This is a genomic window from Streptomyces sp. NBC_00390, from assembly GCF_036057275.1.
Taxonomy (GTDB): domain Bacteria; phylum Actinomycetota; class Actinomycetes; order Streptomycetales; family Streptomycetaceae; genus Streptomyces.
Genome location: NZ_CP107945.1, coordinates 2,758,727 through 2,782,552 on the forward strand (window position 1 = coordinate 2,758,727; position 23,826 = coordinate 2,782,552).

The following is a 23,826-nucleotide window of genomic DNA, read 5'->3' on the forward strand; positions in this document are numbered from 1 at the left end:
AGCACCCTTGAGTACGAGTACCCCCCGCACCAGACGCAGATTCCGATCCAGAGCGACGGCGGGACTCACCGCCCTGCTGCTCCCCCTGGCCGCCATGGTCGGCCTCGCCACGCCGGCCCAGGCGGCCACGTCCGCGACCGCCACCTACACCAAGGTCCAGGACTGGGGCACCGGCTTCGAGGGCAAGTGGACGGTGAAGAACACCGGCACCACCTCGATCGCCTCCTGGACCGTGGAGTGGGACTTCCCCTCCGGGACGTCCGTCACCTCCGCCTGGGACGCCGACGTCACCAGCGCCGGCACCCACTGGACGGCCAAGAACAAGAGCTGGAACGGCACGCTGGCCCCCGGCGCCTCCGTCTCGTTCGGCTTCAACGGCGCAGGCCCCGGCTCGCCGGGCAACTGCAAGATCAACGGCGGCTCCTGCGACGGCGGCAGCGTCCCCGGGGACAACCCGCCCTCCGCCCCCGGCACCCCGTCCGCGAGCAACATCACCAACACCGCGGTGACGCTGAGCTGGACCGCGGCCACCGACGACAAGGGCATCAAGAACTACGACGTCCTGCGCGACGGCACCACGGTCGCGACCGTCACCGGGCTCACGTACACCAACACGGGGCTGACCGCCGGCACCGACTACTCGTACACCGTGCGGGCGCGTGACACCGCCGACCAGACCGGACCCGTCAGCGGCGCGCGCGCCGTGCGGACCACCGGCGGCGGCACCGACCCGGGCCCCGGCCCCGGTGGCAAGGTCAAGCTGGGCTACTTCACCGAGTGGGGTGTCTACGGGCGCAACTACCACGTGAAGAACCTGGTGACCTCCGGCTCCGCGTCGAAGATCACGCACATCAACTACGCGTTTGGCAATGTCTCCGGCGGCCGCTGCACCATCGGTGACGCCTACGCCGACTACGACAAGGCGTACACCGCCGACCAGTCCGTCGACGGCGTCGCCGACACCTGGGACCAGCCGCTGCGCGGCAACTTCAACCAGCTGCGCAAGCTGAAGGCCAAGTACCCGCACATCAAGGTCCTCTGGTCGTTCGGCGGCTGGACCTGGTCCGGCGGCTTCGGCCAGGCGGCCGCCAACCCGACCGCCTTCGCGCAGTCCTGCTACGACCTGGTCGAGGACCCCCGCTGGGCCGATGTCTTCGACGGCATCGACCTGGACTGGGAGTACCCGAACGCCTGCGGTCTGTCCTGCGACGCCAGCGGCCCCGCCGCGTTCAAGAACATGATGCAGGCCATGCGCGCCAAGTTCGGTACGAACAACCTCGTCACGGCGGCCGTCACGGCCGACGCGTCGTCCGGCGGCAAGATCGACGCCGCCGACTACGGGGGCGCCGCGCAGTACGTCAACTGGTACAACGTGATGACGTACGACTTCTTCGGCGCCTGGGCGGCGCAGGGCCCGACGGCTCCGCACTCCCCGCTCACCTCGTACCCGGGCATCCCGCAGGCAGGCTTCAACTCCGCCGAGGCGATCGCCAAGTTCAAGGCGAAGGGCGTGCCCTCGTCGAAGCTGCTGCTGGGCATCGGCTTCTACGGGCGCGGCTGGACCGGCGTGACGCAGGCGGCACCCGGCGGTACCGCGACCGGCCCGGCCGCCGGTACCTACGAGCAGGGCATCGAGGACTACAAGGTCCTCAAGAACACCTGCCCGGCCACCGGGACGATCGCCGGCACCGCGTACGCCAAGTGCGGCAGCAACTGGTGGAGCTACGACACCCCGGCCACCGTCGGCTCCAAGATGAGCTGGGCGAACGGCCAGGGCCTGGGAGGCGCGTTCTTCTGGGAGTTCAGCGGCGACACGGCGAACGGAGAGCTGGTCAGCGCGATCAACAGCGGGCTGGGATAGCCGCACCCGGCACCTCGTGGCGCCAAGGGCCGTCAGCAGCCAGTCTGCTGACGGCCCTTCACTTCCAGTGGTAGCGTCCGGATCATGGCTGGATCACACGGGGGAACGGGCCGGCTGCTCGCGATCAGCGACCTTCATACGGCCTATCGGGACAATCGCGCGATCGTGGAAGGTCTGCAGCCGGACTCGCCCTCGGACTGGCTGCTCGTCGCCGGCGACGTCGGAGAACACATCGACGACATCGAACGGACGCTGGCCCTGCTCGCCGAGCGGTACGACACGGTGGTGTGGACGCCCGGCAACCACGAACTGTGGACACCCCGCGCCGATCCGGTCCAGTTACGCGGCCAGGAGCGGTACGAGCACCTGGTGGCGATCTGCCGCCGCCTCGGCGTCATCACCCCGGAGGATCCGTATCCGGTGTGGCACGGCGAGGGCGGCCCGGTCGTGATCGCCCCGCTCTTCGTGCTGTACGACTACAGCTTCCACGCGCCCGGCACCTCCACGAAGGAGGAGTCTTTGGCGGCCGCGTACCGCGCGGGTGTGGTGTGCAGCGACGAGTTCCTGCTGCACCCGGACCCGTATCCGAGCCGGGACGCCTGGTGCCGGGCCAGGCTGGAGATCACCGAGGCACGGCTGGCGCAGTGCGATCCGGCGCTGCCGACCGTGCTGGTCAACCACTTCCCGCTGACACGACACCCCACCGAGGTATTGCGCTACCCGGAGTTCGCGCAGTGGTGCGGCACCGTCGGCACCGCCGACTGGCATCGCAGATTCCGTGCGGTCACCGTCGTCTACGGGCATCTGCACATCCCGCGGACGATGTGGGCCGACGGGGTGCGGTTCGAGGAGGTGTCGGTGGGCTATCCGCGGGAGTGGAAGGAGCGGCCGGCGTCGGTGCGCGCGCCCCGGGTCATCCTGCCCGTGCCCGACCAGGCATGATGCCGTCCAGGCAGCATTGGCCCTCCCCCAGACTCCGTCCGGGGGGACCCCCACCAACGAGGCTGCTTATTCAGGCGACATTGACTCTCCCCCAGACTCCGTCCGGGGGGACCCCCACCAACGAGGCTGCTTATTCAGGCGACATTGACTCTCCCCCAGACTCCGTCCGGGGGGACCCCCACCAACGAGGCTGCTTATTCAGGCGACATTGACTCGTTGGCCGGGAGGTGCCGCTTCCAGCCAGGCGAGAAAGCCGGTCAGCGCGTCCTCGCTCATCGCCAGCTCCAGGCGGGTGCCGCGGTGCAGGCAGCCGAGCACGATCGCGTCGGAGAGCAGGGCCAGCTCCTCCTCACCCTCGGGACTGCGGCGCGCGAGCACCTCGATCGCCGAGCGCTCGAGGCCACGGCGCGGGCGGGGAGCGTACGAGAAGACCCGGAACCACTCGATCCGGTCGCCGCTGTAGCGGGCGACTCCGTAGACCCAGCCTTTGCCGGAGAGATCGGTCTTCTCCGGCACGTTCCAGCGCAGGCTGCAGTCGAAGGTGCCGCCCGAGCGCTGGATCAGCCGTCTGCGGAGCCCGAAGACGAACAACCCGATCACTACCAGTGCGACGACCAGGCAGCTCACAAGCAGAGCGAGGACCATCTCCACCGACCTCCTCGCATCGTCCCGTAGCCGAAATTCACATGCACCTGCATCGCCTCAGCCGCGGCAGGGTCTGGAGTGGATCCAACCCGGCCGCGGCTGAGGGACAAAACTGCCGGCGGGGCGACTAGTGCACCGCCACCGCACGCAGCCGGACATCGGCACGACGCTCGGCGGCACCGTCCGCGTCCGACTTGGCACGCTCCAGCGCACGCTCGGCGCGCTGGACATCGATCTCGTCCGCCAGCTCGGCGATCTCCGCAAGCAGCGACAGCTTGTTGTCCGCGAACGAGATGAAACCGCCGTGCACCGCGGCGACGACAGTCCTCGCCCCGTCATCGGAGGTCGTACGGATGGTCACCGGGCCCGACTCCAGCACACCGAGCAGCGGCTGGTGACCGGGCATGACGCCGATGTCGCCGGACGTGGTGCGCGCGACGACCAGGGTGGCCTCGCCGGACCAGACCTGCCGGTCGGCGGCGACCAGCTCGACGTGCAGCTCAGCAGCCAAGGGTGGCTCCTCGGGTCACCACCCGGCGGTTGTGCCGGGTGTTGGGTCATAAGTCTAGTAGGGCCCGGAAATACCGAAGCGTCCGGGCCGCCCCAGGCCTTCCGGCCTGGGCCTCCCCCGCCGGAGGCAGGGGAGGGGGGCGTACTGAAGGGGGCGGGGGCACCCGCCCCCTTCAGCGAGTCAGGGGACTCAGGAGACGCCGAGCTCCTTGGCGTTGGCCTTGAGGTCCTCGATGCCACCGCACATGAAGAACGCCTGCTCGGGGAAGTGGTCGTACTCACCGTCGCAGATCGCGTTGAACGCGGAGATCGACTCGTCCAGCGGCACGTCCGAACCGTCCACGCCGGTGAACTGCTTCGCCGCGTGGGTGTTCTGGGACAGGAAGCGCTCGACACGACGGGCACGGTGGACAACCAGCTTGTCCTCCTCGCCCAGCTCGTCGATACCGAGGATCGCGATGATGTCCTGGAGGTCCTTGTACTTCTGCAGGATGCCCTTGACGCGCATGGCGGCGTCGTAGTGGTCCTGCGCGATGTAACGCGGGTCCAGGATGCGGGACGTGGAGTCCAGCGGGTCCACCGCGGGGTAGATGCCCTTCTCGGAGATCGGACGGGAGAGAACCGTCGTCGCGTCGAGGTGGGCGAAGGTGGTGGCCGGCGCCGGGTCGGTCAGGTCGTCCGCGGGGACGTAGATCGCCTGCATCGAGGTGATCGAGTGACCACGGGTCGACGTGATGCGCTCCTGCAGCAGACCCATCTCGTCCGCCAGGTTCGGCTGGTAACCCACCGCGGACGGCATACGGCCGAGCAGGGTGGACACCTCGGAACCGGCCTGGGTGAACCTGAAGATGTTGTCGATGAAGAAGAGCACGTCCTGCTTCTGCACATCGCGGAAGTACTCCGCCATGGTCAGACCGGCCAGGGCGACGCGCAGACGGGTGCCCGGGGGCTCGTCCATCTGGCCGAAGACCAGCGCGGTCTTCTCCAGAACGCCGGACTCCTCCATCTCACCGATGAGGTCGTTGCCCTCACGCGTACGCTCACCGACACCCGCGAAGACGGAAACGCCCTCGTGGAGGTTGGCGACACGCATGATCATTTCCTGGATCAGAACGGTCTTGCCGACACCGGCACCACCGAACAGACCGATCTTTCCACCCTTGACGTACGGGGTGAGAAGGTCGACGACCTTCAGGCCGGTCTCGAACATCTCGGTCTTGGACTCGAGCTGGTCGAAGGCCGGGGCCTTGCGGTGGATCGGCCAGCGCTCGCCGACGTTGGCGTTCTCCTCGGGGTGGTTCAGCACCTCACCGAGGGTGTTGAACACCTTGCCCTTGGTGAAGTCGCCGACCGGGACGCTGATGCCCGCGCCCGTGTCGGTCACCGGGGCCTGGCGGACCAGACCGTCGGTGGGCTGCATCGAGATGGTGCGGACGATGCCGTCACCGAGGTGCTGGGCAACCTCGAGCGTCAGCGTCTTCTTGGCGCCGTCCTGGGCCGGGTCGGCGACCTCGACGTGCAGCGCGTTGTAGATCTCCGGCATCGCGTCGACGGGGAACTCCACGTCGACGACCGGGCCGATGACCCGGGCGACGCGGCCCGTGGCGGCGGCCGTCTCAACAGTGGTCGTCATTACTTGTCACTCCCCGCGGTCGCGTCGGCCAGGGCACTGGAGCCACCGACGATCTCGCTGATTTCCTGGGTGATTTCGGCCTGGCGGGCCGCGTTGGCAAGTCGGGAGAGCGTGTTGATCAGCTCGCCCGCGTTGTCGGTCGCCGACTTCATCGCCCGGCGGCGGGCCGCGTGCTCGGAAGCGGCGGCCTGCAGCAGTGCGTTGTAGACACGGCTCTCGACGTAGCGCGGAAGCAGGGCGTCGAGGACGTCCTCCGCCGACGGCTCGAAGTCGAACAGCGGAAGGATCTCGCCCTTCGTACCGCTCTCCTCCGCCGCCTTCTCAAGGCTGAGCGGCAGCATCCGGTTGTCGACGGGGTTCTGCGTCATCATCGACACGAACTCCGTGAAGACGATGTGCAGCTCGTCGACGCCGCCCTCCGCGGTGTCCTTCTGGACAGCCTCGATGAGCGGGCCGGCGACCTTCTTGGCGTCCGCGTACTCCGGGCTGTCCGTGAACCCGGTCCACGAGTCCGTGACCTTGCGCTCACGGAAGCCGTAGTAGGCGACACCCTTGCGGCCGACGATGTACGTGTCGACCTCCTTGCCCTCGCCGCGGAGCCGCTCGGTGAGCCGGTCGGCCGCCTTGATGGCGTTGGAGGAGTAGCCGCCGGCCAGACCGCGGTCGCTCGTGATGAGCAGAACCGCGGCACGGGTCGGGGCTTCCGCCTCCGTGGTCAGGGGGTGCTTGGTGTTCGATCCGGTCGCCACCGCCGTGACCGCGCGGGTGAGCTCGGTCGCGTACGGCGTGGAGGCCGCCACCTTGCGCTGCGCCTTGACGATGCGCGAGGCGGCGATCATCTCCATCGCCTTGGTGATCTTCTTCGTCGCGGTGACGGACCGGATGCGACGCTTGTAGACCCGGAGCTGCGCTCCCATGAGTCAGGTCCCTTCCGTCGTCACTTCGAGACGTTGACGGTCGCCGGAGCGTCCTCGCCGAGCAGCTTGCCGTCGTGCGTCTCGAACTGCTTCTTGAACGTCGCAATGGAGTCCGCGACCTTGGTCAGGGTGTCGTCCGACATCTTTCCGCCCTCGCGGATCGACGTCATCAGGCCGCCCTCCTCGCGGTGCAGGTACTCCAGCAGCTCGCGCTCGAAACGGCGGATGTCCTGAACCGGGACGTCGTCCATCTTGCCGGTGGTGCCGGCCCAGACGGAGACGACCTGGTTCTCGGTCGACATCGGCTGGTACTGCGCCTGCTTCAGCAGCTCGACCATGCGCTTACCGCGCTCCAGCGAGGCCTTCGAGGCGGCGTCCAGGTCGGAACCGAAGGCGGCGAACGCCTCGAGCTCACGGAACTGGGCGAGGTCCACACGGAGGCGGCCGGAAACCTGCTTCATGGCCTTGTGCTGGGCGGAGCCACCGACACGGGAGACCGAGATACCGACGTTCAGGGCCGGACGCTGACCGGCGTTGAACAGGTCGGACTCCAGGAAGCACTGGCCGTCGGTGATGGAGATGACGTTGGTCGGGATGAACGCCGACACGTCGTTCGCCTTGGTCTCGACGATCGGCAGACCCGTCATCGAACCGGCGCCCATCTCGTCGGAGAGCTTCGCGCAGCGCTCCAGCAGACGGGAGTGCAGGTAGAAGACGTCACCCGGGTAGGCCTCACGGCCCGGCGGGCGGCGCAGCAGCAGCGACACGGCGCGGTAGGCGTCGGCCTGCTTCGACAGGTCGTCGAAGATGATCAGGACGTGCTTGCCCTGGTACATCCAGTGCTGACCGATGGCCGAACCGGTGTACGGCGCAAGGTACTTGAAGCCGGCCGGGTCGGACGCCGGGGCGGCGACGATGGTCGTGTACTCCAGGGCACCGGCCTCCTCCAGCGCGCCGCGCACGGACGCGATGGTGGAGCCCTTCTGGCCGATGGCGACGTAGATGCAGCGGACCTGCTTGTTCACGTCGCCCGAGCGCCAGTTGTCGCGCTGGTTGATGATCGTGTCGACGGCCAGGGCGGTCTTGCCGGTCTGACGGTCACCGATGATCAGCTGACGCTGACCACGGCCGATCGGGGTCATCGCGTCGACGGCCTTGTAGCCCGTCTCCATCGGCTCGTGCACCGACTTACGCACCATGACGCCGGGCGCCTGCAGCTCAAGCGCGCGGCGGCCGTCGGTCTCGATCTCGCCGAGGCCGTCGATCGGGTTGCCGAGCGGGTCGACAACACGGCCGAGGTAGCCCTCGCCGACGGCTACGGACAGGACCTCGCCGGTACGGGTGACCGGCTGACCCTCCTCGACGCCGCTGAACTCGCCGAGGATGATGGCACCGATCTCGCGCTCCTCGAGGTTGAGGGCGAGGCCGAGGGTGCCGTCCTCGAACTTCAGCAGCTCGTTTGCCATGGCCGAGGGAAGACCCTCGACCTTCGCGATGCCGTCGCCGGCAAGGCTGACCGTACCGACCTCCTCGCGCGAGGCCGCGTCCGGCTGGTACGACTGGACAAAGTTCTCCAGCGCGTCCCGGATCTCCTCCGGCCGGATCGTGAGCTCCGCCATCTGGGTTCCCTGCTCTCCTTGTTGGGCCCGAAGTTTCTTTGGGGGTCTGGGGGCCGACCCCCAGGAATCTTCTGCAATCTCTGCACGGCCCAACCGGGCCGCTTGCCATGCTTGTTGAATTGGTGCCGTCAGCCGGCGATGCGCCGCTTCGCCTCGGCGATCCGGTCCGCGATCGTGCCGTTGATGACCTCGTCGCCGACCCGCACCTGGATCCCGCCGAGGACCGACGGGTCCACCTCGAGGTTGAGGTGCATCTCGCGGCCGTACATCCGCGCCAGACCGGCGCCGAGGCGCTGCTTCTGCGCATCGGTCAGCGGTACCGCCGAGGTGACGACGGCCACCGTCCGGTCCCGGCGCGCCGCGGCGAGCGTGGACAGGGACTCGAGTCCCGCCTCCAGGCTACGTCCCCGGGGCTGGGTCACAAGACGGACAACCAGCCGCTCGGTGACCGGATCGGCCTTCCCGCCGAGCAGGCTGCGCAGCAGCTCACTCTTGGCGGACGCCGGCGCCGACCGGTCGGTCAGCGCGGAGCGCAGCTCGGTGCTGGAGCCGAGGATCCGGCCGAACCGGAACAGCTCGTCCTCGACGTCGTCGAGGACACCGGTCCGCTGCGCGGCGGTGAGGTCGGCGATGTTCGCCAGCTCCTCGAGCGCGTCGACCAGGTCACGCGACTGCGACCAGCGGGACCGCACCATGCCGGTGATCAGGTCGGCGGTCTCGCCGCCCACCTGCCCGCCGAACAGGCGCCCGGCCAGCTGGGCCTTGGCCTCGCCGGCCTGCGCCGGGTCGGTCAGGACCCGACGCAGCGACACCTCGCGGTGGAGCAGCGCGGTCACGGCGGCCAGCTCGTCCGCGAGCTTCTTCGCGTCGACCGACGTGTTGTCGGTCAGCGCGTCGAGGGACTCGCGTGCGGCGGCCAGCGCCTCGCGGCTCGCACCGTTCATCGGGTGGCCTCAGCCTTCGAAGCGCCGTCCTCGAGGGCCTCGAGGAAGCGGTCGATGGTGCGGCTCTGGCGGGCGTGGTCCTCGAGGGACTCACCGACCAGCTTGCCGGCCAGTTCGGTGGCGAGCTTGCCCACGTCCTGACGCAGCGCCGCGGCCGCGGCCTTGCGGTCGGCCTCGATCTGGGCGTGGCCGGCCGCGATGATCTCCTCGCGCTGCCGCTGGCCTTCCGCCTTCATCTCCTGGATGATCGCGGTGCCCTGCTCGGTGGCCTCCTGGCGCAGCCGCGCGGCCTCGTGACGGGCCTCGGCGAGCTGAGCCTTGTACTGCTCGAGTACGCTCTCGGCTTCGATCTTGGCCGCATCGGCCTTCTCGATGCCGCCTTCGATGGCCTCGCGACGCTCTTCCAGAACCTTGTTGATGTTCGGAAGAAGCTTCTTCGCGAGGAAGAAGAAGACGATAGCGAAGGAGATCAGGCCGATGACGAGCTCATCCGGGTGCGGAATGAGCGGGTTCTGCTCCTCCGCAGCCGCGAGCTGAACCAGAGGGTTCACATCAGTGCCTTCCGTAAAGAGGTTGGGCTGTCTTCGGATTACTGGCGGAAGACGAAGCCCATGACAATGCCGATGAGGGCGAGCGCCTCACAGAAGGCGAAACCCATGATCTGGTTGGTACGGATCAGACCGGCCGCCTCGGGCTGACGGGCGAGGGCCTGGGTGCCGTTACCGAAGATGATGCCGACGCCGACGCCGGGGCCGATCGCGGCAAGGCCGTAACCGATGGAGCCGAGGTTGCCGGTGACGGCGGCAAGGGTCTGGGACATGCCAGTTCTTCCTTCTCTTTCACGGACCGGTGGGGGTTGGCCACCGGACGTCTGTTGGGCAGGGGGTCGGGTCGCTCAGTGGCTCTTGGCGAGCGCGCCCTGGAGATAGCTGCAGGCCAGGAGCACGAAGACATATGCCTGAACAGCCTGGATGAAGAGCTCGAAGGCGGTCATCACGATGACCATCACGAACGACGTACCGGCGTAGATGATGCCGATGCCGTTCAGCAGGTACCAGCTGGCGAGCGTGAACATCACCAGCAGCATGTGACCCGCGAACATGTTCGCAAAGAGTCGGACCGCGTGCGTGAACGGCCGGATGATCAGGTTGGAGAAGAACTCCAGCACGACGATCAGCGGCAGGATCCAGCCAAGCGACTTGTCGTAGCCGGTGATGTTCTTCCAGGCACCGACGAAGCCGTGCGTCTTGAACGTCAGGCCGACCCAGATCACGTACACCAGCAGGGCCATGGCCGCCGGGTAGGCGATGATCGAGGTCACCGGGAACTGGGCCAGCGGGATCACGGCCCACATGTTCATGATCCAGATGAAGAAGAACAGGGAGACCATCAGCGGGACGTACTTCTCGCCGTCCTTCTTGCCGATGATCTCGTAGACGATCCCGCGGCGGACGAAGTCGTAACCCGCCTCACCGACCATCTGCATCTTGCCGGGGACCAGCTTCGGCTTGCTGAACGCGGCCCAGAAGAACCCGACGACAACCACCGAGGCGAGCAGCGCGAGCAGCATTGCCTTGTTGAACTCAAAGCTGCCGACGGTGAAGATGGGCTTGAAGAGGAAGGAATGCAGACCTGGTGCCGGGAAGCCACAGTCCCTGAAGATCTGGCAGCTTGCGTCAAAGGCGAGCATCTGGGGGTCAGCACTCACCGCGGGCTCCTTCAGCGTGGCGCATAGGTACGGCAACCTCGTTGTGTCGGCGCGGCGCGCAGCCGCGGTTCGGCACTGGACTGGTGTTTCGGATGTGGGAGCGGCTGTCAGGCGTTGAGCCTCGCGTTGGAACAGGCGTCAGCTCAGATGCCCGCGCCCGCAGTGCCGCAGTTGGCACCGGACGATAGCAGGAGAACGAACTGCCACTTATCCCGGCCCTACCTCTCACGTCGCCGAGCCCGTCTTCTCGGGCGCCCGGCCCTTCGCGGCTTCGGGATCGACGTAGAGGATCTTCGCCTTCATGTAAGCACGTGCCTGTGCGCCGACCCAGACAATGGTCGCCGCGAGGAGCGTGAAGGCGAAGGTCTTGGCGTCGAACAGGGTGGTGTCCTTGAAGACGGCCATGAAGACGAGGAGCAACAGCAGCTGGGCCGTGTACAGCATCAGGCCCATCGCCTGGAAGAGGTGCGGGAACGACTTCGCCGTCCGCTGGAGCACGACCATCCCGATCCCCATGAAGAGGATGACCACCAGGGTGCCGACCACCGCACCGAGCGCTCCCTTTCCACCGGCGACCACCCCGCTGATCACGGCGGCGATCACGCCGGCGGCTGCGGTGGGTACGGCGGCGAGGAGAAGAGTGCGTGCGTCATTGGACGGCATGGCGGCAGCTCCGCTTGCTGGTGGGGGCAGTGGTGTCGTCATGGACGAGCGTGATCCCGGTCCGAGATGTGCCTCGGGGCCAACGGACCGTCGCACTACGGTCCTTCGGCTCTGTCCTGGGTTCTCGTGAACGGTATCACAAACTATTTGATGAGGTCTTTACCCGACGGTGTGCCAACTCTCACACATGAGAGCGACTGCGCGCGTGTGTGCACGAAAGATGTTCGCTATGTCTGGTAATAGGCGGCATATACGGCGCCGGTCAACCTCGGGTGCCGGCCTTGCGCCGGTCCGGGAAGCGTGAGCGGGGGCCGATCGCTGTCGCACCGTTGACGCCGTGGACGCCTTGAACGCCCGCCGCGACCGGGGTGTGCTCCCCCAGCTCGTCCTCGATCTCCGGGAACCCTGTCTCCACCGGCCCGGCCGCCGACACGGCGGCCTGCGGCTGCCGGCGTACCCGGCTGCGCCGGTATCGCGGCGGGACGAACGCCTCCGCCCACCTCGGGGCCCTCGGCGTGAAGCGCGGCAGCAGCAACAGCACCAGGCCGACCGCGCTCAGCGCCACGATGAGCAGCACGATCCACATCGACGCCGAGTGCACCGAGTACGCCACGACGCCGAACGCGATCAGAGCCGACCAGAAGTACATGATCAGCACCGCGCGGCTGTGCGAGTGGCCGATCTCCAGCAGCCGGTGGTGCAGATGCCCGCGGTCCGCCGCGAAGGGTGACTGGCCCTTCCAGGTGCGGCGGACGATCGCGAGCACCAGGTCGGCGATCGGGATCGCGATGATCGTCAGCGGCAGCAGCAGCGGGATGAAGACCGGCAGCGCCGCGTGCGTGGCCTCACGCGTACCGCCCTCGAAGAGCTTGAGGGCGTCCATGTCGACCTGCCCGGTGACCGAGATCGCCGCCGCCGCCAGCACCAGACCGATCAGCATGGAGCCGGAGTCGCCCATGAAGATCCGGGCGGGGTGCATGTTGTGGGGCAGGAAGCCCAGGCACATGCCCATCAGGATCGCGGTGAACAGGGTGGCGGGGGCGGCCGCCTCGAGCATGTACCCGAACCAGATCCGGTACGAGTACAGGAAGAACGCCGCGGCGGCGATGCACACCATGCCGGCGGCGAGGCCGTCGAGACCGTCGACGAAGTTCACCGCGTTGATGGTGATGACGACCAGGGCGACGGTCAGCAGCGTGCCCTGCCAGCTGGTCAGCGAGACGGTGCCGACACCGGGGACGGGAATCCACAGGATCGTCAGACCCTGCATCACCATCACACCCGCGGCGATCATCTGGCCGCCGAGTTTGATCAGCGCATCGATCTCGAACTTGTCGTCCAGGACGCCGATGATCCAGATCAGCGCGGCGCCGGACAGCAGGGCGCGTGGTTCGTTGGACAGTTCGAAGACGCTGTTCAGGTTGGACAGGTGGTCGGCGACGAGCAGACCTGCGCACAGCCCGAAGAACATCGCGATGCCGCCCAGTCGTGGCGTCGGTTCACGATGCACGTCACGGGCACGGATCTCCGGCATCGCGCCGGTCGCGATGGCGAACTTGCGCACCGGACCGGTCAGCAGATACGTCACCGCGGCCGTGACACAGAGCGTCAGCAGGTAATCACGCACGGGCTGCCCCACAGGAATCGCTGGCCATCTCAGCCCCACACCCTAGCTGTGGTGGCCACATGCTTGAGGACATCCGGGGAGCTGTGATGGTTGCACAGCCGCTCGTCTACCCCGCAAACGGAGGAAATCTCCCCACCAGCTCACGCACCTGAGCCGGCAGTTCCCGGGCCTGTTCCCCTTCGCTGCGCAGCGCCGCCGTGAACAGCACGGCGATCCGCGCCATCTCGCGCTGTCCCATCCCCTGGGTGGTGACCGCGGCGGTGCCCAGCCGGATGCCGCGGCCGTCCCCGTACGGCAGGGCGCAGGTGTCCAGCACCATGCCCGCGGCGGCGAGCCGGCCGCGGGCCGTCCTGCCGTCCACGCCCAGACCGGCGGGATCGGCGCCGATCAGATGGGTGTCGGTGCCGCCGGTCAGCACCGTGAAACCCTCCGCCTCGAGCCCCTCGGCGAGCACCCGGGCATTGGCCACCACCTGATGGGCGTATGCCGTGTACGCCGGTGTCGCCGCCTCGCCGAAGGCGACCGCCTTGGCGGCGACCGAGTGCATCTGGGCGCCTCCCTGGGTGAACGGGAAGACCGCCCGGTCGATGCGCTCGGCCAGCTCCGACCCGCACAGGATCATTCCGCCGCGGGGTCCGCGCAGGACTTTGTGTGTCGTTGCGCACACCACGTCGGCATAGGGCACGGGGCTGGGGGCCGCGCCGCCGGCGATCAGTCCCATCGGGTGCGCGGCATCGGCGATCAGATAGGCACCGACCTCGTCCGCGATCTCGCGGAAGGCGGCGTAGTCGGGATGGCGGGGATACGAGATCGAGCCGCAGACGATCGCCTTGGGACGGTGGTGCCGGGCGAGGGTGCGGACCTGGTGGTAGTCGATGAGACCGGTCTCCGCGTCGACCCCGTAGGCGACGAAGTCGAACCAGCGGCCGGAGAAGTTCGCGGGCGAGCCATGGGTGAGGTGGCCGCCGTACGCAAGGCCCATCGCGAGCACCTTGTCCCCCGGCTTCAGCAGCGCGGCGTATGCCGCGAGCACGGCGGAGGACCCGGAGTGGGGCTGCACGTTGGCGTGTTCGGCGCCGAACAGGGCGGTGGCCCGCTCGACGGCGATCCGCTCGGCGGCGTCGACGAGTTCGCAGCCGCCGTGGTGGCGGGCGCCGGGGTAGCCCTCGGCGTACTTGTTGGCGAGCGGCGAGCCGAGCGCGGCGAGGACCGCGGGCGAGGTGAAGTTCTCGGCGGCGATGAGCTGGAGCGTCGAGCTCTGACGATGTGCCTCGCCCAGCAGGATGTCCGCGATCTGCGGGTCCTGGCGGCGCAGCGTGTCGAAGGACGGGCCCTCGTAGGTGGGATGAACGGCAGCAGGCACGTGATGGGTCACGGACATGACGGCTCCGGTCCTCGGGGGAGCTGCGGCACCTCCAATGTAGGACCCGGGCCGTTGCCGCGCGCGGTGTACGGCTCCGCCCGCGCGGGCGTGTTCCGCACCGGGGCGGGCCACACGGCGCGCCCTGCTCAGGACCGGGTCGGGACGCCCGTCAGTGCCGTCACCACCGGCTCCAGAGCCTGGTGGATCTCGTCGCCGATCGACCGGAAGAACGTGATCGGCGCCCCGTACGGGTCGTACACCTCGTCCGCGTCCGGGCTGGGCGCCAGCAGCCACCCGCGCAGAGCCGCCGCCGCACGCACCAGGGCGCGTGCGCGTTCCACCACGCCCTCCTCCTTCGGGTCGGGAAGCGTGGCGGGGTCTATCGCGCGCACGAGGCGCGTGAACTCCTTGAGTGTGAAGGTCCGCAGGCCCGCGGAGTGGCCCATGGAGATGACCTGGGCGCGGTGGTCCCGGGTCGCGGTGAGGACCAGGTCCGCTCGGATGACGTGCTCGTCGAGCAGTTCGCGGCCCACGAACCCGCTCGCGTCCGCGCCGAAGTCGGCGAGGACCATCTCGGCGTTGGCCTCCATCGGAGCGCCTTCGTGGCCCCAGGTGCCGGCGCTCTCCACGATCAGACCGCCCGCGAGGTGATCGCCGAGGCGCACGCTCAGGGCATGGCGGGTCAGCCGCTCGGTGATCGGCGAGCGGCAGACGTTGCCGGTGCTGACGTGGAGGATGCGGAAGGTCGATGCCGCACTGCTGGATTCCGCTATGCCACGCCCCTCAGGGGCGGTCACCGTGCTTGTCCTCGGATGCTCGCTTCGCTCACGGAGCCACCTCGAGGTCTGGTACCACCTTGCGCAGCTCGTCCGCCGAGAGTGCACCCTCGCGCAGCAGCACCGGGACCTTGCCCGTGACGTCGACGATGGAGGACGGCACGATGCCCGGGGTCGGGCCGCCGTCCAGGTAGACGGAGACGGAGTCGCCGAGCATCTCCTGGGCCGCGTCGCAGTCCTCGGGCGAGGGGTGTCCCGTGAGGTTGGCACTGGAGACGGCCATCGGGCCGACCTCGGTGAGCAGTTCGATCGCGACCGGGTGCAGCGGCATACGGATGGCGACCGTGCCACGGGTGTCGCCGAGGTCCCACTGGAGCGACGGCTGGTGCTTGGCGACCAGCGTCAGCGCACCCGGCCAGAACGCGTCGACGAGCTCCCATGCCTGCTCGGAGAAGTCGGTGACCAGGCCGTGCAGGGTGTTCGGGGAGCCGATCAGGACCGGGGTGGGCATGGAGCGGCCGCGGCCCTTGGCCGCCAGAAGATCCGCGACGGCCTCGGAGGTGAAGGCGTCCGCACCGATCCCGTAAACGGTGTCGGTGGGCAGCACGACCAGCTCGCCGCGGCGGACCGCCGACGCCGCTTCGCGCAGGCCGGTCGTACGGTCGCTCACGTCGTTGCAGTCGTATCGCCGTGCCATTTAACGGGCCTCCTCGTGCATGTACTGGACGTCGATGCCGTCTGTCACGGCATGGCCTTGCGTGCGGTCGCGAACCGTGGCCGCTTGTTGAGGTCGGCGTGGTCGGCCGCGTCCGCCCATCCGGACTCCTCGTTGAAGATCCACGGCACCTGTCCGCCCTGCGTGTCCGCGTGCTCGATGACGACGAGCCCGCCGGGCCGCAGCAGCCGGTGCGCGGTGCGCTCCAGACCGCGGATGGTGTCGAGTCCGTCCTCACCGGAGAAGAGGGCCATCTGCGGGTCGTGGTCACGCGCCTCGGGGGCGACATACTCCCACTCGGTGAGCGGAATGTAAGGGGGGTTGGAGATGACAAGGTCGACCTGGCCGTCGAGCTCGGGCAGCGCGCTGAGCGCATCGCCCTGGTGGACGGTGACCCTGGAGCCCTCGGCGTTCTTGCGGGTCCACAGCAGAGCGTCCTCGCTCAGCTCCACGGCGTGCACCCGCGAGCGCGGCACCTCCTGTGCCATGGCCAGCGCGATCGCCCCGGAGCCCGTGCACAGATCGACGATGAGCGGCTCGACGACGTCCATGGCCCGTACGGCGTCTATCGCCCAGCCGACGACCGACTCGGTCTCGGGGCGGGGCACGAAGACGCCCGGGCCGACCTGCAGCTCCAGATAGCGGAAGAAGGCCCGTCCGGTGATGTGCTGGAGCGGCTCGCGCGCCTCGCGGCGGGCGACGGCCTCCCAGTAGCGGGCGTCGAAGTCCGCGTCCTTGACGTTGTGGAGCTCCCCGCGCTTGACGCCGTGCACATATGCGGCGAGCTCCTCGGCGTCGAAGCGTGGTGAGGGCACGCCGGCGTCGGCCAGCCGCTGGGTGGCCTGGGCCACCTCGGCAAGCAGAAGGTTCACGCGAGTCCTCCGAGCACTGCAGGGTTGTTCAGGGGGTGTTACTGGGCGGCTGCCAGCTTGGCGGCGGAGTCGGCGTCGACGCAGGCCTGGATGACCGCGTCCAGTTCGCCGTCGAGCACCTGGTCCAAGTTGTACGCCTTGAATCCGACCCGGTGGTCCGAGATCCGGTTCTCCGGGAAGTTGTACGTACGGATCTTCTCCGAGCGGTCGACCGTGCGGACCTGGCTGCGGCGGGCGTCCGCGGCCTCCTTCTCGGCCTCCTCCTGCGCCGCGGCGAGCAGCCTGGAGCGCAGGATACGCATGGCCTGCTCCTTGTTCTGGAGCTGGCTCTTCTCGTTCTGGCAGGAGGCGACGATGCCGGTCGGCAGGTGCGTGATGCGCACCGCGGAGTCGGTCGTGTTGACGGACTGGCCGCCGGGGCCCGACGAGCGGTACACGTCGACCCGCAGATCGTTGGCGTGGATCTCGACGTCGATCTCCTCGGCCTCGGGGGTCACGAGGACACCGGCCGCGGAGGTGTGGATACGGCCCTGGGACTCGGTGGCCGGCACGCGCTGGACGCGGTGCACCCCGCCCTCGTACTTCAGCCGGGCCCAGACCCCCTGGCCGGGCTCGGTGGCGCCCTGGCCGCCCTTGGTCTTCACCGCGACCTGGACGTCCTTGTAGCCGCCCAGCTCGGACTCGGTGGCGTCGATGATCTCGGTCTTCCAGCCGACGCGCTCGGCGTAGCGCAGATACATGCGCAGCAGGTCGCCGGCGAACAGGGCGGACTCGTCGCCTCCCGCGCCGGCCTTCACCTCGAGGATGACGTCCTTGTCGTCGCTGGGGTCGCGCGGCACCAGCAGCAGGCGCAGTTTCTCGGTGAGCTCCTCGCGCTGCTTCTCCAGCTCCTTGACCTCGGCTGCGAACTCCGGGTCGTCCTGGGCCAGTTCACGTGCCGTCACGATGTCGTCACCGGACTGCTTCCAGGAGCGGTACGTGCCGACGATCGGCGTCAGCTCGGCGTAGCGCTTGCCCAGCTTGCGTGCGTTCGCCTGGTCCGCGTGGACCGAAGGGTCGGCGAGCTTCTTCTCGAGATCGGCGTGCTCGCCGATCAGTTCCTCGACCGCCTCGAACATCGGGGGCTCCTGGTTTTTGTACACGAAAGGGGGCTGCTCAGAACGGACAAAGCGCCGGCCCCGGCCACCCCCGGAACAGGGGTGGCCGAGGACCGGCGCAATGGCTCGCTACTTCTTGGCGGAGCCGGCAGCCTTGCCGAAGCGGGCCTCGAAGCGGGCCACACGGCCACCGGTGTCGAGGATCTTCTGCTTGCCCGTGTAGAACGGGTGGCACTCGGAGCAGACCTCGGCGCGGACGGAACCGGCCTCGATGGTGCTACGGGTGGTGAACGACGCGCCGCAGGTGCAGCTGACCTGGGTCTCGACGTACTTCGGGTGGATGTCGCGCTTCAAGGGTGTCTCCTAGTTTCGGGAGGGCGCCGGGTCGCACGCGCGGATTGCGGGTGCGTGAACCGGGGCCGACGTACCAGTCTGCCAGGACCGGCCGTATCTCCCAAAACGGGGGTGGGCGCCGAAGTATTCCTGGGCCGCGTCCCGGGTGCTACGGGCGCTTCACGGCCTTCGTCGGCTGCTCGCCGCGTACGACGTCGGCGGCCTCGCCCTTGTCCCCCGCCGACTTCTCGAGCGCGGCCGCGGGGATGGGACGGTCCTGCTTGAGCGCGCTCCACACCTTGCGTGCGTCCCCCTTCAGGGGAACGACACGGTTGGGGTCCAGGGGGTCGTAGCGGACCGGCATCGTGACCATGTGCACGTCGTCGGCGCCGAGGCGGCCGAGCCCCTCGGCGAAGCCCATGAGCTCGCCCACCGAGTCGAGCTCCGAGTCCGGGGTGATCGCCTTGGTGGCGGCGTCGGCGAGGTCGACCATCTTCTTCGGGTCGGAGAAGACGCCGACGTCCTTGACCTGCTCGATGAACGCCTTCATGAACGCCTGCTGCAGCTGGATACGGCCCAGATCACTGCCGTCGCCGACGCTCTTGCGGGTGCGGACGAGTCCGAGCGACTGCTCGCCGTCGAGCCGGTGCGTGCCGGGCTCGAGGGTCAGGTGGCTCTTGCTGTCCTCGATGGACTGCGTGGTGGTGATCTCGACACCGCCGAGCTCGTCGATGAGCTTCTTGAAGCCGGTGAAGTCGACCTCGATGTAGTGGTCCATGCGGATGCCGGACATCTTCTCGACGGTTTTCACGGCGCAGGCCGGCCCGCCGACCTCGTATGCGGTGTTGAACATGACGCGCCGGCCGCCCGCGACCGCCTTGCCGTTGTCGTCGGTGCACCCGGGCCGCTCGATGAGCGTGTCGCGCGGTATCGAGACCACGCTCGCCTTCTTGTGCCCCTGGTAGACGTGCACGACCATCGCGGTGTCGGAGCGGGCGACGCCGTCGTCGGTGCCGTACCCGGAGTTCGCGCCGGAGCGGGAGTCGGAGCCGAGGACGAGGATGTCCATCGAACCGTTGTCGATGTTCTTGGGGCGGTCGGTTCCCAGGCGCTGGTTGATGTCGACGCCCTGGAGATTGCCGTTGAGCTTGACGTAGACGTAGCCGAGGCCGGAGCCGCCGACCAGCAGCAGGCCCGCAGCCGACCAGGCGGCGACGGTCGCCGCCCGTCGGGCCGGCGTGGGCTGCTTACGGCGTGTGCCGCGACCGCCACGTATTCGGCCGCCGCCGCTTCTCTGCTCGGTCATGGTCCCCTCTGTTCTCGATGCTCCCGCTGTCCCCCGCTGGTGGCACTCCGGGCGCGGGAGCCGTCATGTGTTCAGACGCTGGACGAGCAAGCAGCGTTGCACGACGCGCAGGGCCCACCGCCGATGGCGGTGGGCCCTGGTGGCACGTCGGCCGAGTGCGGGCGAACCCGCTCTCACCTGCGGCGTCAGCCGAAGATGTTGTACTGCTGGTAGCCGCCGCCGATCGAGACGCGTGTGGCGAAGATCTCGCCGGAGGCCTTCCCGGTGCCCGGGTAGAGGTACAGCGTGCCGCCCGGGGTACGGGCCACGAAGTCGGCCTTTCCGTCGTTGGTCACGTCGCCGGGGGCCGCGAAGGCGTTGTAGCCCGCCCAGTCACGGACCTTGAGCTTCGCCTCGTAGGGGGCGGAGCCGTTGCCGGTGCCCTTGAGCAGGTAGACCGAGCCGTCGGCGCCGCGCGCGATCAGGTCCGTGCGGCCGTCACCGGTGAAGTCGCCCTTGCCGCGCAGGGAGTTGAAGCTGCCGTACCCGCTGACGCCGCCGACGCGGGCGCCGAAGGTGCCGTTGCCCTTGCCGGGGTATACCCAGAGCTTGCCGGCCGAGTCCACGGAGATCATGTCGGGCAGCCGGTCGCCGGTGACATCGCCGGGCACGGCGATGAACTTACGGGTGCCCCAGCCGTCGGCGATCTTCGTGTCGGTGTAGGTGGAACTGGACGCCGAGCGGTGCCGCCAGAAGACGTCACCGTCGGACTTCCGCCGGATGACGTAGTCCTGGTACCCGTCACGGTTCAGGTCGGCCTGGAGCACCACGTTGTACGCGCTCCAGGAGCCGGTCAGCGACGTACGGGCCTCGAAGCCCTTGCCGGTGGACTTCTTGTAGTAGCCCTTGCCGTCGGTCGAGCGGACGAACAGGTCGGCCTGGCCGTCACGGGTCACGTCGGTGTCGTCGACGCGGGGGCGGACAGCCGGCGAGTACGCCGAGACCTTGGTGAACACCTCGAAGGTGCCCTCGACGTTGCACGCCTGGGTCTGAGTGCCTATGCCCCAGGAGACCACGCCGACGACCTTGTTGTTGACGATCAGCGGGCCGCCGGAGTCGCCGGGGCAGGTGGTCGTGCCGGTGGCGTCGTCGCCGGTGCCGAGCGGACCGGTGCAGATCATCTTCCCGGGCTGGAAGAGGCCCGGCTCGTTCGGCAGGCTCTCGTTGAAGTTCTCGGTGCAGTCGATGTCCGACTGGATGGGGAGCGTCGCCTTGAGCAGCGTCGAGGACAGGTTGGCGTTCTCGTCGGAGCCGGTGAGCCCCCAGCCGTACACCGTGCCCTTGGTGCCCTGGGCGTAGAGCGCGGTGTCGGTGGGCTTGGCCATCTCCAGGGTGGGGTGGCCCACCGGCTTGGAGAGGGTGAGCAGCGCGATGTCGTTGGCGTTGCCGTCGCTGCCGTAGCCGGCGCGCACCCAGCTGCGCTGGACGTCGACGAACTGGCCCTCGGCGTTGTCGGGCCCGCCGAGGAGCTTGCTGGTGCCTGCCAGGACCGCACCCCGCTTGCCCCAGTCCTGCCGTACGCCGTTCTCGTCGTACAGGCAGTGGGCGGCGGTCAGCACCTTGTTGGGCGCGACCAGCGTGCCGCCGCAGGTGAAGTAGTAGTTGCCGTCGCCGTACACGTCGAAGAGCAGCTGCACCATCCAGCCGCCGGAGGTGCTGGTGCCGCCGATGATGCGCGTCTGCGCCTGCGGCTCGGTGTCGGCCGTGTCCGGCTCGACGACCTTGACGCCCTCAGGCGCCTTCATGGACGGGGTCGTGTTGCCGTCGGCCTCACCGGCGTACGACGTCGCCGCCAGCGTTCCGCCGGTCAGCAGCGCCAGGGCGGCGGCCGCTGCGGGGATGATCCGGCTGAGACGGCGTCTGTGACGGCCTCCGGAACGGGAAATGCGCACTCAGGTCCCCCCAGGGAAGGTTTCTGTGCATCAGAAAATACGATCGAAGAGAGCGCGATCGTATCGGGGGACACCGACACGACATGGGGCCGCCCCCGTATCCGGCGTACCGGATACGGGGGCGGCCCTTCGAACGACGTACGACCGGCGGTCGGGTCAGTCGTTGTTGCCCGAGGACGGGGTCGTCTTCTGGATCTGCAGCAGGAACTCGCCGTTCGACTTGGTCTGCTTCATCTTGTCGAGCAGCAGCTCGATCGCCTGCTGCTGGTCGAGCGCGTGCAGCACCCGGCGCAGCTTCCAGACGACGGCGAGCTCGTCGCTGCCGAGCAGGATCTCTTCCTTACGGGTACCGGACGCGTCCACGTCCACCGCCGGGAAGATGCGCTTGTCGGCGAGCTTGCGGTCGAGCTTGAGCTCCATGTTGCCGGTGCCCTTGAACTCCTCGAAGATCACCTCGTCCATACGTGAACCTGTGTCCACCAAAGCCGTCGCGAGGATGGTCAAAGATCCGCCGTCCTCGATGTTGCGCGCGGCACCGAAGAAGCGCTTCGGCGGGTACAGCGCGGTCGAGTCGACACCACCGGACAGGATGCGGCCGGAGGCCGGCGCCGCGAGGTTGTACGCACGGCCCAGGCGGGTGATCGAGTCCAGCAGGACGACCACGTCGTGACCCAGCTCGACGAGACGCTTGGCGCGCTCGATGGCCAGCTCGGCGACGGTGGTGTGGTCCTCGGCCGGGCGGTCGAAGGTCGAGGAGATGACCTCGCCCTTGACCGACCGCTGCATGTCGGTGACCTCTTCCGGACGCTCGTCGACCAGGACGACCATCAGGTGGCACTCGGGGTTGTTGTGGGTGATCGCGTTGGCGACCGCCTGCATGATCATGGTCTTGCCGGTCTTCGGCGGGGCCACGATCAGGCCGCGCTGGCCCTTACCGATCGGCGACACGAGATCGATGATGCGGGTGGTCAGCACACCCGGGTCGGTCTCCAGGCGGAGCCGGTCCTGCGGGTAGAGCGGGGTCAGCTTGTTGAACTCCGGGCGCCCGCGGCCGGATTCGGCAGCCATCCCGTTCGCCGAGTCGAGGCGGACCAGCGCGTTGAACTTCTCGCGGCGCTCGCCTTCCTTGGGCTGGCGGACCGCACCGGTGACGTGGTCACCCTTGCGCAGACCGTTCTTGCGCACCTGGGCGAGGGACACGTACACGTCGTTCGGGCCGGGCAGGTAGCCGGAGGTCCGGATGAACGCGTAGTTGTCCAGGATGTCCAGGATGCCCGCGACGGGGATCAGGACGTCGTCCTCGGAGACCTGCGGCTCGCTCGCGAAGTCCTCACGGCCACGACGGCCCCGGCGGTCGCGGTAGCGGCCGCGGCGTCCGCGCCGGCCACCGGCCTCGTCGTCGAAGTCGTCCTGCGGTCCGGCGCCCTGCGGGCCCTGCTGGCCGCCCTGGCGCTGCTGGCGCTGGCCGCCCTGCTGGTCGTCGCCCTTGCCGCGGCGGTCGCGGTCACGGTCGCGCTGACGCTCACGGCGGTCGCCGCGCTCGCCTCCACGCTCCGCTCCGCGGTCACTGCGCTCGCCGCGCTGACCGCGCTCCTGACGGCCCTGGCGGCCGTCGGCGCCGTCCTGGGCCGACACTGCGACGGCGGCCTCGGCCTTGGCCTCGGGCTGCGCCTCCGTCCGGACCTCGACGGCGGTGTCGCCGCGGGTCTCGGTACGGGTCTCGGGGCTGCCCGCCTGTGCGGTGGCACGGCGACGGCGCCGCTCCGCGGCCGGCTGGTCGTCGCCTGCCGACGGACCGGGAATGTCGATCTGCTGCTGGGCGACGGCCTTGTCGGCCTTCGCGGCCGTCTCGGCCGCTGCCGACTCGTCACCCGTCCGGGTCTTGGAGGTGGTACGCCGCTTCGGCTTGGTCGCGGCCTCGCCGGTGCCTGCCTCGGCGCTCTTCGCCGGGGTGGAGGCTCCGGCTCCGGCCTGCGCCTCCTTGATGACCTCGATCAGCTGGCTCTTGCGCATCCGCGCTGTGCCCCTGATGCCGAGGCCGGACGCGACCTGCTGCAGCTCGGCCAGGACCATGCCCTCGAGGCCGGTGCCGGAGCGGCGGCGCCGTGAGGTGGTGCCCGAGGCAGCACCTGCGGCGGGCGCGGTGGTGTCGACACTGCTGTCGGCAGTCACGCCCATCAGATCGGTGGTGTCGCTCACGAAGGGTCCTTCCCTGGAGCGGACGTCGGCCTTCTGGCTCGGCGACCGGTTGTGCTGTCCGACCGCGGTCCTGCTGTGCGGACCGTGCCGGAGCGGTGGTCCCGCCGACAATCAACGGCGGAGAGATATACATGCATACGTGCAAGGCCCGGCCCGAGATCCCCC

General features: G+C 68.7%; 22 protein-coding genes. 2 read left to right on the forward strand and 20 right to left on the reverse strand.

The annotated features are described in order from the left end of the window. The first annotated feature begins 7 nt into the window (after positions 1-7). Together OHS70_RS11395 and OHS70_RS11400 are read left to right on the forward strand one after the other, a co-directional pair. The gene (locus tag OHS70_RS11395) at positions 8-1,861 is read left to right on the forward strand and encodes a glycosyl hydrolase family 18 protein (RefSeq protein WP_443062592.1); all 1,854 of its coding nucleotides are present in this window, start codon (positions 8-10) and stop codon (positions 1,859-1,861) included. Between the two features lie 84 nt (positions 1,862-1,945). Continuing rightward, on the forward strand, positions 1,946-2,803 hold the full coding sequence (locus tag OHS70_RS11400; RefSeq protein ID WP_328396347.1) for a metallophosphoesterase family protein: 858 nt from the start codon (positions 1,946-1,948) through the stop codon (positions 2,801-2,803). Between the two features lie 198 nt (positions 2,804-3,001). Here the strand turns inward: OHS70_RS11400 and OHS70_RS11405 are convergent, their stop codons facing one another. The 20 genes from OHS70_RS11405 to rho form a co-directional block, all read right to left on the reverse strand. After that, complete coding sequence (locus tag OHS70_RS11405) at positions 3,002-3,448, reverse strand: DUF2550 domain-containing protein (RefSeq protein ID WP_328396349.1); 447 nt, start codon at positions 3,446-3,448, stop codon at positions 3,002-3,004. 127 nt (positions 3,449-3,575) lie between these two features. After that, positions 3,576-3,959 (reverse strand): F0F1 ATP synthase subunit epsilon, encoded by a 384-nt coding sequence (locus tag OHS70_RS11410; RefSeq protein WP_328396351.1) that lies wholly within the window; start codon positions 3,957-3,959, stop codon positions 3,576-3,578. Positions 3,960-4,148: 189 nt separating this feature from the next. Continuing rightward, a complete protein-coding gene (atpD, locus tag OHS70_RS11415; protein ID WP_328396353.1) occupies positions 4,149-5,591 on the reverse strand; it encodes a F0F1 ATP synthase subunit beta in 1,443 nt (480 codons plus the stop codon). After that, positions 5,591-6,508 carry a F0F1 ATP synthase subunit gamma gene (locus OHS70_RS11420; protein WP_328396355.1) on the reverse strand — a complete coding sequence of 306 codons (918 nt, stop codon included), beginning with the start codon at positions 6,506-6,508 and terminating at the stop codon, positions 5,591-5,593. Before OHS70_RS11420 ends, atpD begins: the two co-directional genes overlap by 1 nt. A gap of 20 nt (positions 6,509-6,528) precedes the next feature. Beyond that, positions 6,529-8,127, reverse strand: a complete 1,599-nt coding sequence (atpA, locus tag OHS70_RS11425) for a F0F1 ATP synthase subunit alpha (RefSeq protein WP_328396357.1) — start codon at positions 8,125-8,127, stop codon at positions 6,529-6,531. A gap of 128 nt (positions 8,128-8,255) precedes the next feature. Next, the gene (locus OHS70_RS11430) at positions 8,256-9,071 is read right to left on the reverse strand and encodes a F0F1 ATP synthase subunit delta (protein ID WP_328396359.1); all 816 of its coding nucleotides are present in this window, start codon (positions 9,069-9,071) and stop codon (positions 8,256-8,258) included. Further along, the gene (locus OHS70_RS11435) at positions 9,068-9,622 is read right to left on the reverse strand and encodes a F0F1 ATP synthase subunit B (protein ID WP_328396361.1); all 555 of its coding nucleotides are present in this window, start codon (positions 9,620-9,622) and stop codon (positions 9,068-9,070) included. Before OHS70_RS11435 ends, OHS70_RS11430 begins: the two co-directional genes overlap by 4 nt. A gap of 38 nt (positions 9,623-9,660) precedes the next feature. Next, positions 9,661-9,891, reverse strand: coding sequence for an ATP synthase F0 subunit C (gene atpE, locus OHS70_RS11440; RefSeq protein ID WP_328396363.1), 231 nt, complete (start codon positions 9,889-9,891; stop codon positions 9,661-9,663). 75 nt (positions 9,892-9,966) lie between these two features. Next, positions 9,967-10,779, reverse strand: coding sequence for a F0F1 ATP synthase subunit A (atpB, locus tag OHS70_RS11445; RefSeq protein ID WP_328396365.1), 813 nt, complete (start codon positions 10,777-10,779; stop codon positions 9,967-9,969). Positions 10,780-11,004: 225 nt separating this feature from the next. Continuing rightward, positions 11,005-11,442, reverse strand: coding sequence for a hypothetical protein (locus OHS70_RS11450; protein ID WP_328396367.1), 438 nt, complete (start codon positions 11,440-11,442; stop codon positions 11,005-11,007). 262 nt (positions 11,443-11,704) lie between these two features. Next, entirely contained in the window at positions 11,705-13,069 is a 1,365-nt protein-coding gene (locus OHS70_RS11455) for an MraY family glycosyltransferase (protein ID WP_328396369.1), read from the reverse strand. A gap of 106 nt (positions 13,070-13,175) precedes the next feature. Next, positions 13,176-14,450, reverse strand: a complete 1,275-nt coding sequence (gene glyA / locus OHS70_RS11460) for a serine hydroxymethyltransferase (RefSeq protein WP_328396371.1) — start codon at positions 14,448-14,450, stop codon at positions 13,176-13,178. 128 nt (positions 14,451-14,578) lie between these two features. Continuing rightward, on the reverse strand, positions 14,579-15,229 hold the full coding sequence (locus OHS70_RS11465; RefSeq protein WP_328396373.1) for an arsenate reductase/protein-tyrosine-phosphatase family protein: 651 nt from the start codon (positions 15,227-15,229) through the stop codon (positions 14,579-14,581). A 28-nt stretch (positions 15,230-15,257) separates the two neighbouring features. Further along, positions 15,258-15,905 carry an L-threonylcarbamoyladenylate synthase gene (locus OHS70_RS11470; protein WP_328396375.1) on the reverse strand — a complete coding sequence of 216 codons (648 nt, stop codon included), beginning with the start codon at positions 15,903-15,905 and terminating at the stop codon, positions 15,258-15,260. A gap of 44 nt (positions 15,906-15,949) precedes the next feature. Continuing rightward, positions 15,950-16,795: a peptide chain release factor N(5)-glutamine methyltransferase gene (gene prmC, locus OHS70_RS11475; RefSeq protein ID WP_328396377.1), complete on the reverse strand. Its 846-nt coding sequence runs from the start codon at positions 16,793-16,795 to the stop codon at positions 15,950-15,952. Positions 16,796-16,833: 38 nt separating this feature from the next. Beyond that, a complete protein-coding gene (prfA, locus tag OHS70_RS11480; RefSeq protein WP_328396379.1) occupies positions 16,834-17,913 on the reverse strand; it encodes a peptide chain release factor 1 in 1,080 nt (359 codons plus the stop codon). A 108-nt stretch (positions 17,914-18,021) separates the two neighbouring features. Further along, a complete protein-coding gene (gene rpmE, locus OHS70_RS11485; RefSeq protein ID WP_328396381.1) occupies positions 18,022-18,246 on the reverse strand; it encodes a 50S ribosomal protein L31 in 225 nt (74 codons plus the stop codon). Positions 18,247-18,394: 148 nt separating this feature from the next. Continuing rightward, positions 18,395-19,531 carry an LCP family protein gene (locus OHS70_RS11490; RefSeq protein ID WP_328396383.1) on the reverse strand — a complete coding sequence of 379 codons (1,137 nt, stop codon included), beginning with the start codon at positions 19,529-19,531 and terminating at the stop codon, positions 18,395-18,397. A 185-nt stretch (positions 19,532-19,716) separates the two neighbouring features. Beyond that, positions 19,717-21,462: a trypsin-like serine protease gene (locus OHS70_RS11495; RefSeq protein WP_328396385.1), complete on the reverse strand. Its 1,746-nt coding sequence runs from the start codon at positions 21,460-21,462 to the stop codon at positions 19,717-19,719. Between the two features lie 156 nt (positions 21,463-21,618). After that, positions 21,619-23,661: a transcription termination factor Rho gene (rho, locus tag OHS70_RS11500; RefSeq protein ID WP_328396387.1), complete on the reverse strand. Its 2,043-nt coding sequence runs from the start codon at positions 23,659-23,661 to the stop codon at positions 21,619-21,621. Positions 23,662-23,826 lie beyond the last annotated feature (165 nt).

What these genes read in the sequence shown, in the direction of transcription:
- OHS70_RS11400 (WP_328396347.1), top strand. Translation starts at nt 1,946, where the DNA reads ATGGCTGGATCACACGGGGGAACGGGCCGGCTGCTCGCGATCAGCGAC.
- OHS70_RS11405 (WP_328396349.1), bottom strand. Translation starts at nt 3,448, where the DNA reads ATGGTCCTCGCTCTGCTTGTGAGCTGCCTGGTCGTCGCACTGGTAGTG.
- atpD (WP_328396353.1), bottom strand. Translation starts at nt 5,591, where the DNA reads ATGACGACCACTGTTGAGACGGCCGCCGCCACGGGCCGCGTCGCCCGG.
- OHS70_RS11420 (WP_328396355.1), bottom strand. Translation starts at nt 6,508, where the DNA reads ATGGGAGCGCAGCTCCGGGTCTACAAGCGTCGCATCCGGTCCGTCACC.
- atpA (WP_328396357.1), bottom strand. Translation starts at nt 8,127, where the DNA reads ATGGCGGAGCTCACGATCCGGCCGGAGGAGATCCGGGACGCGCTGGAG.
- OHS70_RS11430 (WP_328396359.1), bottom strand. Translation starts at nt 9,071, where the DNA reads ATGAACGGTGCGAGCCGCGAGGCGCTGGCCGCCGCACGCGAGTCCCTC.
- atpE (WP_328396363.1), bottom strand. Translation starts at nt 9,891, where the DNA reads ATGTCCCAGACCCTTGCCGCCGTCACCGGCAACCTCGGCTCCATCGGT.
- OHS70_RS11450 (WP_328396367.1), bottom strand. Translation starts at nt 11,442, where the DNA reads ATGCCGTCCAATGACGCACGCACTCTTCTCCTCGCCGCCGTACCCACC.
- glyA (WP_328396371.1), bottom strand. Translation starts at nt 14,450, where the DNA reads ATGTCCGTGACCCATCACGTGCCTGCTGCCGTTCATCCCACCTACGAG.
- OHS70_RS11470 (WP_328396375.1), bottom strand. Translation starts at nt 15,905, where the DNA reads ATGGCACGGCGATACGACTGCAACGACGTGAGCGACCGTACGACCGGC.
- prfA (WP_328396379.1), bottom strand. Translation starts at nt 17,913, where the DNA reads ATGTTCGAGGCGGTCGAGGAACTGATCGGCGAGCACGCCGATCTCGAG.
- OHS70_RS11490 (WP_328396383.1), bottom strand. Translation starts at nt 19,531, where the DNA reads ATGACCGAGCAGAGAAGCGGCGGCGGCCGAATACGTGGCGGTCGCGGC.